The following is a 13,605-nucleotide window of genomic DNA, read 5'->3' as shown; positions in this document are numbered from 1 at the left end:
TTTATTGCTGTAAGCTATTTTTTATTTAACCGATAATAATTTACTTTTTTACTGAAAGGATGGATTATAATACGGTCCATTGGTCTCACAACAAAAATGAGTAATAATATTATCCATCAATATAGTTTGTAACTCCATTTTAAACCAGTACTGGTATTATTAAATTTGATTTCACATTTTAAAATATCTAACGATGCAGCCATTAAAATTAAAACCAGCGGTAATTCTATTGTCGCTACTTACAATTGTGTCATGTAAAAAAATAACTGACACTAAAATCTCAACGGATAAAATAAATAAAGGTATTAGCCCGTTGGCAGTTCAAACCGGGGGAAGTATCACTGTAGACATTGGTAATCCAAAACAAAAAATTGACTTAATGGGTGCAGGCTGCTACTTCTACAGCGGTCATTTAGTAAACCTTGCAAATTTCAATACTGCCGCTACATGGCTATGGACTGATTTAAATGTAAACGTATTTAAAATTGTGCTTCGTGCCGATGGTGTTGAAGATGTAAATGATAATACTGATCCCGGTGTTACTGATTTTACAAAATTTAATTTTACCGCAAATAATAATTTGACTGACCAAATTACTGCGGCAAAAAAAGCAATCTCCCTTAATCCAAATATTAAAATTTGGGGCATTGTTTTATCGCCGCCAAAATATTTAAAAACTAATGGAAGTGTTAACAATGGAGGTACTTTAACAACTTCTGTTGCCAATGCTTATAGTGAATTTGGAGAATTTATTTATGCCCATCTAAAAAACTTAAAAGATAATGGAGTAACAGTTAGCTATCTAAGTTTAATGAATGAACCAGATTATCCATCTTCAGCAGTTCCTTATGAATCAGCAGAATTTACAGCAACACAGGCACAAAATGTATATTTCAATACAGCAGGTTGGTTGAAAATGAAATTACCATCTGTAGGCATAACCGTTCCTAAATTCGCCGCTCCAGACTGTATTGATGTTACCCACACAAATGGGTATGTCCCATCTCTCAATGCGGCTGGCAATATTGATTTTTTTACAACACATCAGTATGGAGGAAGTTCGGCAGCTAACTTTTCATCAGCTTCCACAGCATCAGGCACTAAAGGTTTATATATGACTGAGTGGCATGCGGGCTTTGGGATGGGTGACACACCAGATGAACTTACTGCTTCATTAGATTTAGTAAATAAGTTTCATGATGCTTTTAGAGGTGGGGCAAAAGGTTGGTTATATTTTGAATGGGGAGCCCCCACAACAAATTTTGGCGGCTTATTATTTACGCCCTGGGCTGGAACAGCAGTAAGGAAAAAGAATTATTATGTATATCAGCAATTCGCTGCAAACCTTTTAAATGAAAATTATATCAATACAACACTAAGTGGGATTACAAATTTTGGTGCAGATAATGTGAGCGCCTTTACCGCTCCAAACCGTGCCGATATAAATGTAGTAAACTGGAATACTGATGCACAAAACAGGGTAAGGTTATATTTTGGAGGCAATATCAGTACCATAAATATTTACAGAACAAGCGCAACAGAAAATAATAGCTTAGTATGGAACCAGAACAATGTCGGTCTGAATTATTATGACGTTGATTTTTCCGGGCAATCTTTTACCACTGTCAGAATCACCTGGTAACAAATTCTTTATATTTGATAATAATAAACTCCAATTATTGCTTTAAATGAAACTGTCTTCAATTTAAAAATATGTAATTCACATTGAAGACAGTTTTTTAAGGTATTTCCAGATTGAGTAAGATCTATAGTGTTATCAAAAATAAATTATTAAGTCATTGATGTACCATCTTCAACACCTGCCATGTAATAAGTTAATGGCAAATGCATTGCTGCTTCATAAGCTGGTTGCACAGCGGTTATTAGTTTCTCTATTTCATGTTCTTTTACCAGGTTGATAGTGCAGCCACCAAACCCGCCCCCCATCATTCTTGCACCTATAACTGCATCATTATTTTTTACAAAATCGACAAGAAAATCCAACTCCCTGCAACTAACATCATATAGGCCACTCAACCCTTCATGTGTGGCAAACATTTTTTTACCCAACGCTTTTATATTACCCTTCTCTAAATCTTCACATCCTTGCTGCAGCCTTTGAATTTCCTGTACAATAAAGCGGCTCCGTTTATCAACTAATTCACTTTTTGGTAATACATATTTATCCAGCATATATTCGGTAACATCCCGAAGCGAATTTACCTGAGGTTCATGTTGCTTCACCCATTCCACCGCCTGTTTACATTCGGCTCGGCGTGTATTGTATTCAGAGGAGGCCAATGAATGCTTTACATTGGTATTGAGCAATACAATTTTTATCCCTTCTAATTTTAAAGGCACATATTCATATTCAAGTGAACGGCAGTCTAATTTTATTAGATGGTCTTTCTTTCCCATCAAACTTGCAAACATGTCCATAATGCCGCACATTACACCTGCAAATTCATGCTCTGTTTTTTGCGCCATCTTAATCATTGTAAATTTGTCCAGCTTTGTCTGCAGCAGTTCATTCAATGCAAATATCACCGCACACTCCACCGCAGCCGAAGATGAAAGCCCTGCACCAATGGGCACATCGCTGCAGAGCACTGCATTAAAGCCTTTCATGCGGATGTTTAACTTTTGAAATTGCGCTGCTGCGCCCAGGATATAATTCGGCCAGCTAACATCACCCACCGGTTTTAATTCATTTACTGAAGCAGAAAAAGTTTCATTCAAATCTTCTGCAGCCAAATGAATTTCTTCATCATCTCTTAATGCAATTGCAAAGTAGGCGGCTTTATCAATAGCCGCAGGCAAAACAAAACCATCATTATAATCAGTATGTTCACCTATAATATTTACACGGCCGGGGGAACGTACAATTAATGAAGGCTGATGCTTATATCTTTCTTGAAAAGCCTTTTTAACTTTTTCTTTCATACTCAATAATAGATTCAATTTTAAAAAAAGGGGCAATTAAAATTGCCCCACGATTAGCAAAACTTGCTTGCTTATGAAACGCTTAAATGTTTTTCTCTTTTTTATTTAAAAATAAGTACCTACAAAAGTAGTTACAGACTTTGGTTCAATATTGATGTTATCAGCACTGCTTACTGAACGGGCAAGGCTCTTAGAGCCACTGGTGGTATAGCTGTCCAGTTTGTTGCCGGTGATATTAATGGACGAACCCAGTCCATCGAGTGTAAACTTTTTAGCACTGTTGCCCATATTGATAACAACAATCACCATCTTTTTTGCAACGGCATCTTTATAGGTTGAAATCATAAATGAACTTGCAGCAGTAGCATCATCAATTCCATTGATACTTGCAGAAACCCTCTTCATACCAGGGCGCACAAATCTGGAAAAATTACCCATGCACCAAAGTTGTTTTGAATCTGAAACAATACCATCGTTTTTAGAATTATTTAAATTGATGCTGCCAGTTGGATCGGTTACATAAACCAATGCATCACTGTAATCAGAAGGGCTTACTGCCAGCCACCACGACCAGGAATTCATATTAGCAAATGCTAAATCATGATGAATTACTTTAGCAACATACAAACCATAATCAATAGACGTGTTCTTTGGATAGCCATTGTATTGTCCACAGATGTCACCTAAGATACCAAACTCAGTTTGCCAAAGACCCAGCGAGGGGTCTGTCGCATTTCTTTTATTTAATAATGCGGTTCGGGTGGTGATTAAATTATTATCCGGGCAGGTGGTAAAATAACTATGTCCTGAAATTGATTTCTCTACATTGGGAATATTTCCAATGTAATTGGCAGAAGCAGTATTGAACCAGTTATAAATTTGGTCGCCCCTGTCGCCACCATAACCAGCTGTAATAAAATTTAATTGAGCAGCTTCTCCGAGAACTATTTTTGTTGAGGCACCTGCCGTTTGTAATTTGGGGCCTAACAATTTGGTTAATGTTGCCATTTCAGTATTAGTTGCTGCACTGCCTTCCTGGCTTGCGTTTGCACCACCCCAGTTCCATTGTGGTTCGTTGAATGGACTCACATAATCAAACTTAAAATGACTGGATACGGTACTTAAAAAAGTTGCATAGTCTGGCATTTTACCTGCCTGCAAATTAAACGAAGAACCGCCACCGCCATGCGCCATTCCATCAAGCGTCATACTCACCGGTGCAGAAACTGCAAATCCATGAATATATTTTACATTCCTTGCTCTCGCTGCATTTAAAAACCATTGAGCGCCTTGTTGTTTAGACCAATCATAAGTGCCATTACTAGTTAAAAAACACTCTTCCCTTCTCCATTCATCCGATATACCACTGGCACTGCCCTGTTCATAACTGCCTGCACCAATATTGAAACGCCACAGTGATAATCCAATTCCTTTTGGCGAACCATCTATTGAGGTATCGGTGCTAAAAAGATAATCGGCGAGTTTATTTTTTTTAGTTACATCGCCCCAGTTGCCAATAAATTTGGTAGTCCAGCAATCAGAAGCACCAAAGCTGTAAATGGTTTGTTTTTCATCATTCAGATTGATACTGATTTTTGTTTTTATATTAAGCAAACAGGTATCCACGCCATTATAAAAGCAAGGATCTGGCGGCGGAGGCAGGGGTGCTTCTTTTTTATTGCATCCCGTCATCACCAGGGAGAAGGCTATTTGCAGCACTATTGATACCATAAAAAAATTATTTTGTTTCATTGTTATTTATAGTTTTTATAGAGATGGTTTTTTTATACAAGGTTTTACATTGACTACCAGCTCCACAATATTTTTTATAAATTTAAAAATACTTCGTTCTGCCCTCGTCATGGTTTTCAACCGCTGAAGGGTTGACGTTTTTACCTTCTTTTAAAAAATCAATATCCATTATTTTGAGTAACCTTACCACCACTTGCTTGTATTACATTTCTTGGTATTGGCCACAATTCGTTTATCCCTTCTTTAAACTCAATCCCTTTGTTCCTGTTTTCCCTGTGCGGCAGGGTTTCTACAGGGTCTGTATTCTGTGTGATATTGTATAAAACGAAAGTGCCTGCAGACCCCATCAAAGTGCTGATTAATTTTTTCCCGTTAACTTTTATGCGCCTTATATCATCCCAGCGATAAGTCCTTTCTGCTGCAAATTCCAACCGTCTTTCATTCCAGATTGCCGTCTTTAATCCATCACCTGACAGGCCTGTTTTTGCTGGCAGATTTACCCTGTTGCGCACGGTATTTAATTGTGTTAAGGCTTCTGCATTGTGTGCGTTAAATGCTGCCGCTTCCGCGTAAATCAATAATACTTCTGCATACCTTAAAATGATTTGATTATAAGGCTGATTACCATAGAAGCCGCCTCTTTCTGCAACGGGCACATACAATTTTCTTGAATGGCGCCCCGATGTATGCTGGTTATTATATGCAGGAAAAATCCGGCTTTCACCAGCTACTGGTTGTCCTTCCTTTACAATCGTATATCCCCTGCGGATTGTATCGCCTTCATTGTTAAAAGCATTTTCAAGATTGCTGGTTAACCCAAACCAGCCCCAGCCACCGTCACTGGTGGCCCACGTCATGGTAGTGGCTCTTGTTCCTGTACTAAATTTTGTGTCAGGCAAATAACCAATTTCAAATAATGATTCATTGCTCCATGGGTTATTTGGTTTCCATAAATCACCAAAGTTTGGTAAAAGGCTATACTTCGCCGATTGAATGACAAGATTGGCAGCAGCTTCTGCATTGGGATAATCTTCCATAAATAAATAGGCTTTTGCCAACATGCCCAATGCCGCGCCTTTCGATGCCCTTCCTTTATCGGGTGCTGAATAAACATCTTTCTCGGGTAATGCAGCCGCTGCTTCTTTTAAGTCTACTACAATTTGTGCGTACACATCTTTTGCGGGCGAACGTGGAATCAACTGGTCACTTGTAGGCAAATCTGTGTACAATACACAATCTCCATAATTCTTTACGAGCTCAAAATAATAATAAGCCCTTAAAAATTTTGCTTCTCCTATAATCCTTGCTTTTAGACCATCATTAATAGGTGCTTTAGGTATTACACTAATTGTATTGTTACAATTTCGTACTCCCTGGTATAGTACTTCATACAAATACCTCACATAAGAATTGTCTGCATTTAAAACATTCGTGAATGCCATAGAGCCAATCTCTGTAGGTCTGTCCTGGTAATCGTTTCCGCCCCATCCATCATCAGTAGAACATTCCAGCATCTGGCGTTCAAAAGGACCAGAGTACCAGTCGGTGCCATCTGCCAAAGCATAGCAACCGTTCACCAGCGCCAGTGCTGTTGGTTCATCTTTAATGGTCTGTGCCTGATCCTGTATTCCATACAATTTTTTCTCAAAGAAATCTTTTTTACAACTGGTTATGCAAAACAGCACTGCTATCCCAGCTAAGCAAACTGTTGCAGTTTTTAAAAAATTATTTTTCATAATTATCTTTTTATTTTTTATTAATTAAAGGCCAATAGCCAATCCAACAGTAATTGTTTTTTTAACGGGGTACTGAGAAATATCTACACCATTTGCATTGATAGGCAAATCTGGATTATAAATTTCCGGATTGATACCGGGATATTTTGTAATCGTAAATAAATTTTGTGTGTTGATATAAATTCGTGCCTTCCTTACTCCTTTAATCCATTTTTCAGGAATGGTATAGCCCACCTGAATATTATTTAACCTGAAGTAATCTCCATTTTCTAAGAACCAGGAACTAAAGCGAAGTAAATCCGGTGTGGCTCCATCCTGCACAAACCGGGGATATAAATTTGTAGAGCCTTCCCCATTCCATGCTTTATTAACAGAGCCAGCCAGCACATTGGCACCAAGTGCTCCCTGTGTTAAAAATTTTTTTGCAAACCATAATACTTTATGGCCAAATCTTCCATAACCTGAAACTGCTAAATCAAATCCTTTATATTCTACTCTTAAGTTTAGCCCCAACTCTAATTTAGGGTTCCTGCTGCCAAGGTATACACGGTCTTTGTCATTGAGTACACCATCCCCATTTGTATCCTGGTATTTAAAATCTCCCGGCTTTGCATTTGGTTGAATCAGGTTGCCTTGTTTATCTGTATAAGCATTTATTTCAGTTTGGTTTTGAAAGATATTCTTTACCTGATAACCCCAGTACTTTCCTATCTCCTGACCTACTTCAGATTTGGTATAAGGACCCTGTAATTCTTCGGTAATCCTGTATGCACCCTGTGCATCGCCCAATACTGGGTCGCCCGTTAAACCATAACTATCAAGATAGGGTGTATTGTGAGATAGATTGGCCGACACATCAAATTTTAATTTGCTTTTTGGTTGGCTTTTATAGCCAATCGTTGCTTCCCATCCTTTGTTTGAAATTTGACCCAGGTTTAATTTCTGTCCGCCGGGTATTCCTAATTCAGGTCTGCCGTTATAATCTGTAAACAATAAATCTTTGGCAGTTCTTTTATATAATTCAGCATTTACATACAATTGATTGCTGAACCAGTAAGAATCAAATCCAATATTTTCGTCAATATCCCTTTCCCATTTTAATTTAGGGTTGGCCGGTCTTGCAACAGTGTAGATAGGATAGCCGGTGCGTGGGTCGCCAAATGTGGCAACATTTACGCTGCCGTAAGAAGGGCTTAAAAAATTAAGATACGATGCAGGGTCGTTCAGTGAACTGTTACCTATCTCACCATAGCTGGCTCTTATTTTAAGATAATTTAATTTTTTAAAGGACTCTAGAAATTTTTCATTCGTTGCAATCCATCCAATTGATGCAGATGGAAAAACAGCATACTTACTATCGTTATAAAATCTGGATGAAACATCCCTTCTTACAATTCCCTCTGCAAAATATTTTCCTTTGTAATTATAATTTAACCTTCCAAAAATAGCTCCCCATGTATCCTGGTATTCATAACCGCCGGTGGAAATATAATCACCCTGCATATAATTGAGATAGTAATAATCGGAGTTCGTTGGGTCCTGGCTTTTATATCTCGCAGCCGAATTTCCAACACCATATTCTTTTCTTGCTTCATATCCTGCTAACAAACCAAAGGTATGGTCGGCGCCTAAGTTATAAGTGTAATTGGCTGTCTGCGTCCATATCCAGTTAAAAGCATTCCCTGAATTACTATAAGCATTGTCAGATTTTTCTAAAGTAGAAACATCGGTTGGGTCAAAGTTTCTATCAAGGTTGCCATTAAAATATCTGGGCGTATACCCGGCACTATAAGTTTGGGTAGTATTGATATTCATCTGGCTCCTCAGGTGCAGGTTTTTTATTGGCGATATATCAATATAGGCAGAACCAATAATGCCAATAGCATAATTTTTATTGAATACTCCTCTCTTTAAAGCTGCAATTGGATTCACATTTCTGTCAATGCTTGTTTGGCTAAACTGACTGTACTTATCGTATTGCGGTCTTGATACATAAATCGGTAAAGTAGGTTCAGTACGCACCACCGGCATCAGGTCACCTCTTCCTCCCGGGTTTTCCCAGCTTTCAAAACGGGGGTTTAATGTAAAGCCTATTTTTAAGTATTTGTTTGGGGTAAAATCGAGGTTTAAACGAGCTAGTATTTTTTGCCAGTAGGCATTGCCGACAGTAAAGTTGCCATCAGATTTCACATACCCGATACTCCCAAACGAGCTAAGTTTATCAGTACCACCTGAAAAATTTAAATTGGCATTGATTTGATTGGCAGCCTTCATGGTAGCATTCCACCAGTCTGTATTGGCAACATTGACTGGTACTACATAAGCAGGATTTCTTCTTTTTTGAATAGCAATATATTCATCTGCGCCCGCCAGCTTTGGGTTTTGATAAAAGGCACTTCCGTAAGACATGTCTGCATCCGTCTGAAACCTTCCTATCCTGCCTTTTTTTGTAGTGATAATAATAACGCCACCCGATGCATCAGAACCATAGATGGCTGCACCAGATGCATCTTTTAAAATATCAATCGTTTCAATATCGTTCAGGTTTACAAAGTTCAAACCTGTTCTTCCCAGGTTAACCCCATCCATAATTACAAGGGGGTCTGTACTGTTTTGTAAGGATGTAAAACCCCTGATTAATATTTTTTGTGTAGGAGGATTGGTGCCACCACTGTTGGTTATTTGAACACCCGAAGCCCTGCCCTGCAACACGGAACCCAGATTGGTGGATGGCATGCCAGTAAGGTCACTTCCCTTCACTGAAGAAATTACACTGGTTACGGCATTTCTTTTTGATTTGCCGTAGCCTTTATCAACAGATACTTCTACATCTGTCAGTTGATTTGCTTTTGGCGACAACACAATGTCCATATTGACGGCAGCGGCTATTTCTTTTGCATCATAACCAAGAGATGTAACCGTGAGTATTGTTCCGGCAACAATATTTGAAATGGAGAAGCTTCCATCTGCTCCGGATGAAGTGCCTTTTTTTGTTCCTTTTTGTAAAATGCTTGCACCACTTACCGGTTCTCCGGTTGTTGATTTCACCAGGCCCTTAACGGTACTTTGCGCCCATGATGCCGCAGCAATGCAACTGCATAAGCAGAGTAATATCATTTTTTTCAAAATATTATTTTTCATAACTATCATCGTTTTTGTTTAAAAATTTTTATTGAAGTTCAAATTTGCAGTTATTGAGATAGCTGTCAAAAGTTACTTTGTAGGTAACAGGTGTGGTAGAAATTGGGATCTCGGCATTTACACCTCCACCAAATACGGTACTGTCAGGATCAGTGGCGTTATCAAACCGCCAGAAATTTGTCCAGCCATTATTGGTGGTAATAATAAACTGCGCAGTATTATAAGTACTGCCGGGAGGTGTACCAACCTTGAGCGTTTTAGTAAAGAGATATGGATTTACGGGGTCTTTATCCAGTAATAAAATATTGGGTAAAGTATTCTGCCAGTTCATATTCGGATTATCATAAAAACCTCTGCCCACAAAAGCTACCTGTGCAAAAGCAACAGATGGATCTGGAGCAGCTAAGGCTGTTGTGGTAAATGTAAGATTCAACGTATTAAATGAAATTTTGTAATACCCTTGATTAGGTAACACAATCGGCAGAGCCTTTGTAAAATCCCCGGTTAGTTTTGAAGCATTCGCAGGATCTATTCCATACATAAATGGTTTTACAGTTGTTTTACTTGGAATAAACCAAACCTGTGAGTTAGACGCTGCCGAATAATAAGTAGCCTCATAATTATAAGATGAAGTCTTTTTGACAAGCATTGGCACACCAAATAAATCACTGGTAAGTTTTGCAGGGTCGGTACTTTCTACCAGATACATTTTTGGGAAATCTGAATTCAATAAAACTTTAAATTGGTTTGATGTGGCATTATTTCCTACGTTTGTTGCCGTTAATGTAATACTATGTATTTTATTTGCTGCGGTATCAGGCATTTTAAATTTATACTTAACATGGTAGCTTTTAGGATTACCTGAATCTGCCAGAGAAACTGTATTGTATAAATACCAGTCATCATACCGGAGCGTAAAAGATTTTAAACCAACATCGTCAGTAAGGTCAGCTTCCATAAAAAAATCAGCGCCCAGTGTGGTTATGATTACGTCATTGCTCATTACTATTTTGGGTGGGTTGGGGGCACTAGGTGTGCTGTCGCTTTTTTTACAACTGCTGATTGTTGAAATAAATACAACCAGGCAAAGCATTGCGGAATTGAAAATATATTTTCTCATAAAATTAGTTTAGTGGTTATTGTTTTATTGCCTGCACTAGATTGGTTTGAGCATCAAATACAAAAAGATAAGTGACCGGCGTAGTGGTAATGGGTATATCTGTATTTACACCACCATTGAACACTGCCAATGCTGGTGCTGTGCCATCATCAAACCGCCAGAAATCTGTCCAGCCATTATTGGTGGTCATAATAAACTGGGCAGAGGCATAGGTGCTGCCAGCAGGGGTTCCTAACTTAAGCATCTTTGTAAATAGAAAAGGATTTACAGGGTCTTTATCCAGTAAAATAATATCGGGCAAAGTATTCTGCCAGTTCATATTGGGATAATCATAAAAACCCCGGCCTACAAAAGCCACCTGTGCCGGTGCTGTTCCTGTTGGCGTGTATGACTCCACGGTATAATTTAACAGTAACGTGTTAATGGTGATTTTATAATAACCTGCGGCTCCCAAAGTAATGGGTAAAGATTTAGTGCCGTCAGTTATTAGTTTCAAAGCATTGTTTGGATCAATGCCCACTGCTATCGGTGTAAAACTTGTTTTGTTTGGTATAAACCTTATTTTAACCCCGGCAGTTTTTGCATAATAAATCATTTGGAAAGTGTGTGAGGCTATTTTATTCATGGGTGCTGGTACGCCGTATAAATTTCCTGCAAGGCTGGACGCATCTGCTACATCTGCTAAATAAATCTTATTAAAATTGAGATCCTGCAGGCCAATCTTTATTTCAATAAAATTGGTAGCGCCTTTACTATCCGTAGCCTTTAAAGTAATGGAATGAATTTGCAAAGCCGCATTGGTGGGAATAAGCACCGGCTCGTTCAGGGTATAGTCATTACCGGACACAGAAATTGTTTTTGCAATATTCCATGGCTGATAAATAATTTCAATTTTTTGTAAGCTCTCCCGAGATGAAACTTTAGCCTGTATATTGATTGTTTTACCGGTGCTGTCAATTATAAAATCAGATACATTGGTAAATGTAATTGACTGTGAAGGGGCTTTTAACACAAATACATCATCAGGGTTTTTTTTGCATTGTACCATTATTATTGACACCAGCAGAAGGCCTGTCAAAATGGGGAGCAATCGTTTTTTCATTATAGCAGTTTTTATTGTTTAAGAAATCATTATTTTATTATCTTTTTTAAATTATTTTCATTCAGATTGGTTACAGGGTTAAATTTATTTCCCCCCATGTATTGCAGCAAACTATATTTCAATTGCGCAGCTACGGGTCGCTTCTCTAAATCATGCTCAATATCCATTGTGCATAAAAGTAATTTGCCTTTGCCCACTTTAGCTTCAATAATACTCGCCATATTGCGGTTCTTGAAAAAATTATCTATATCTCTTAAAACAATAGCAGAAGGATTGATTCCAACACTGTCTAAAACCAATGTGGTAGAATTTTTACACAAATCCCACCATTGCCAGTTGGTATATTCATCCGTAGGAAAATGGGCGAAAGCAGGATGAGCAGGATTAACCAACAACCCCATCGTACCAGGCTGATTGGGAAAATGAACAGGACTCCAAAACACCTGTACAAATTTTCCTTCAACCCCATTTATTTTTTCTTTTGCAGGATTTAGTAAAACAGTTTTGCCTTCATTTAATGCGTTGATTGCTTCTGTATAATCTGCTGTGAAAACTACAGCAGAATTTTCTTGGGGCAATTTTCTAGGATATACCCAAATATTCCAACTGTTAGTGTAATTAGTATTTTCAATACTTACGGTGAGGGTTAACTTTTGTGCAGTTGAAATTTTATTTAATGAAGCAGTAATATTTCCAAGCGTTATTCCATTGCCGATTTCAATGGTTGACGGGGTCCATCTTCCTTTTGCTATAATCTGTTTATCGTTTGTAGCAATTTGCCAGCTTACAGATGCCTGTTTAATAGCGGCTGTACTAAAATTCGCCACTTCAACAGATGCAGAAAAAGTTTCATCATTGGTATAAGTTGCTTTTTGAAATCTTACCAGCGGAACTACCGAAGAGCAAAATTCTCTAAATTTATCAGGTGTTATCAAACCCTTACTTTCCCAAAACGCATCCAGTATACCAACCAATGCAGTTCCCTGCCCAGGGAAATCATGTAAATCCAATAACTGAAAACCACTAATATCGTGGGTTTTCAAAGCTCTTTCAATTTCTTCTTTGTATAACAGTACGGCGAGTTTTCCACTTGCCTTTGTAAAATCATTTGCCAGTGACAGTAAATTCTTTTTTATCAAATCATTTTTTACAGCAATAAAATTTACTGGTTTTAATACCCCGGTATATTTTGAAACCTCCTTCATATTTGGATACACTGCGTACTGACCCACTTCATGTGTAATTAATGGCACAGGCAAACTGTCCATTGCACTCGTATAATCTTTGTTAAATGATGGCGCCTCTGTATCAAAAATTCCCTGCCCACGTACCCAACCTTTTTTAGTGTATTGGGTAATAAAATAATCATCGGCTGGTACAGGCCATTTGCCAAAACCTTCTTCAAAAGTAAAAGTAGTGGTGGTATATAATCTTCTTTTATCAATTGCTTTTAAGGCCATTACTTCATCACTAAGCCATTGCATGTTTCCCTGCATTTCGTTGCCCATGCTCCAAAAACAAAAAGACGGATGATTACCATAATATTGAATTATTCTTTTCGCTTCTGCCTGTAAAAAATTATCAGCTAATTTATCCTGCCCTATTTTATATGTCCACGCCGGCAATTCAATTTGTAAATAAAACCCCAGTTCATCTGCCACTTCAAAAGCCGCAGCAGGCGGGCACCAACTATGAAAGCGCAGATGATTTAATCCATAAGTTTTTGCTGTTTGAAACACTTTTCTCCAGCCGTTTTTTTCCATTGGTGCATGGCCCAGCTTTGGAAAAATGCTACACTCTAAAGTGCCCCT

The 13,605-nt window shown here is 38.1% G+C and carries 8 protein-coding genes; 1 reads left to right on the top strand and 7 read right to left on the bottom strand.

Annotated features, from left to right (window positions below; translation table 11 throughout):
• Positions 1–193: 193 nt before the first annotated feature.
• The gene (locus tag H7254_RS09185; protein WP_301932688.1) at positions 194–1,642 is read left to right on the top strand and encodes a hypothetical protein; all 1,449 of its coding nucleotides are present in this window, start codon (positions 194–196) and stop codon (positions 1,640–1,642) included.
• 149 nt (positions 1,643–1,791) lie between these two features.
• Here H7254_RS09185 and galK read toward each other — a convergent pair whose 3' ends face one another.
• The 7 genes from galK to H7254_RS09150 form a co-directional block, all read right to left on the bottom strand.
• Entirely contained in the window at positions 1,792–2,943 is a 1,152-nt protein-coding gene (gene galK / locus H7254_RS09180) for a galactokinase (protein ID WP_301932687.1), read from the bottom strand.
• A 105-nt stretch (positions 2,944–3,048) separates the two neighbouring features.
• Positions 3,049–4,695, bottom strand: coding sequence for a glycoside hydrolase (locus H7254_RS09175; RefSeq protein ID WP_301932686.1), 1,647 nt, complete (start codon positions 4,693–4,695; stop codon positions 3,049–3,051).
• 158 nt (positions 4,696–4,853) lie between these two features.
• On the bottom strand, positions 4,854–6,431 hold the full coding sequence (locus H7254_RS09170; protein ID WP_301932685.1) for a RagB/SusD family nutrient uptake outer membrane protein: 1,578 nt from the start codon (positions 6,429–6,431) through the stop codon (positions 4,854–4,856).
• Between the two features lie 24 nt (positions 6,432–6,455).
• Positions 6,456–9,548: a SusC/RagA family TonB-linked outer membrane protein gene (locus H7254_RS09165; protein WP_301932684.1), complete on the bottom strand. Its 3,093-nt coding sequence runs from the start codon at positions 9,546–9,548 to the stop codon at positions 6,456–6,458.
• A 52-nt stretch (positions 9,549–9,600) separates the two neighbouring features.
• On the bottom strand, positions 9,601–10,692 hold the full coding sequence (locus H7254_RS09160) for a hypothetical protein (protein ID WP_301932683.1): 1,092 nt from the start codon (positions 10,690–10,692) through the stop codon (positions 9,601–9,603).
• A 16-nt stretch (positions 10,693–10,708) separates the two neighbouring features.
• The gene (locus H7254_RS09155) at positions 10,709–11,794 is read right to left on the bottom strand and encodes a hypothetical protein (RefSeq protein WP_301932682.1); all 1,086 of its coding nucleotides are present in this window, start codon (positions 11,792–11,794) and stop codon (positions 10,709–10,711) included.
• Between the two features lie 29 nt (positions 11,795–11,823).
• Positions 11,824–13,605: glycoside hydrolase family 2 TIM barrel-domain containing protein (locus tag H7254_RS09150; RefSeq protein WP_301932681.1), on the bottom strand; the 1,782-nt coding region annotated here is incomplete at its 5' end.

It is taken from the genome of Ferruginibacter sp. (genome assembly GCF_014377975.1).
GTDB lineage: Bacteria > Bacteroidota > Bacteroidia > Chitinophagales > Chitinophagaceae > Ferruginibacter.
This window is presented reverse-complemented; position numbering and strand designations above follow the sequence as displayed.

Bases quoted from the DNA above. Each gene is read 5' to 3' on its own strand.
- H7254_RS09165 (WP_301932684.1), bottom strand. From the start codon at position 9,548: ATGATATTACTCTGCTTATGCAGTTGCATTGCTGCGGCATCATGGGCG.
- galK (WP_301932687.1), bottom strand. From the start codon at position 2,943: ATGAAAGAAAAAGTTAAAAAGGCTTTTCAAGAAAGATATAAGCATCAG.
- H7254_RS09185 (WP_301932688.1), top strand. From the start codon at position 194: ATGCAGCCATTAAAATTAAAACCAGCGGTAATTCTATTGTCGCTACTT.
- H7254_RS09155 (WP_301932682.1), bottom strand. From the start codon at position 11,794: ATGAAAAAACGATTGCTCCCCATTTTGACAGGCCTTCTGCTGGTGTCA.
- H7254_RS09170 (WP_301932685.1), bottom strand. From the start codon at position 6,431: ATGAAAAATAATTTTTTAAAAACTGCAACAGTTTGCTTAGCTGGGATA.
- H7254_RS09175 (WP_301932686.1), bottom strand. From the start codon at position 4,695: ATGAAACAAAATAATTTTTTTATGGTATCAATAGTGCTGCAAATAGCC.
- H7254_RS09160 (WP_301932683.1), bottom strand. From the start codon at position 10,692: ATGAGAAAATATATTTTCAATTCCGCAATGCTTTGCCTGGTTGTATTT.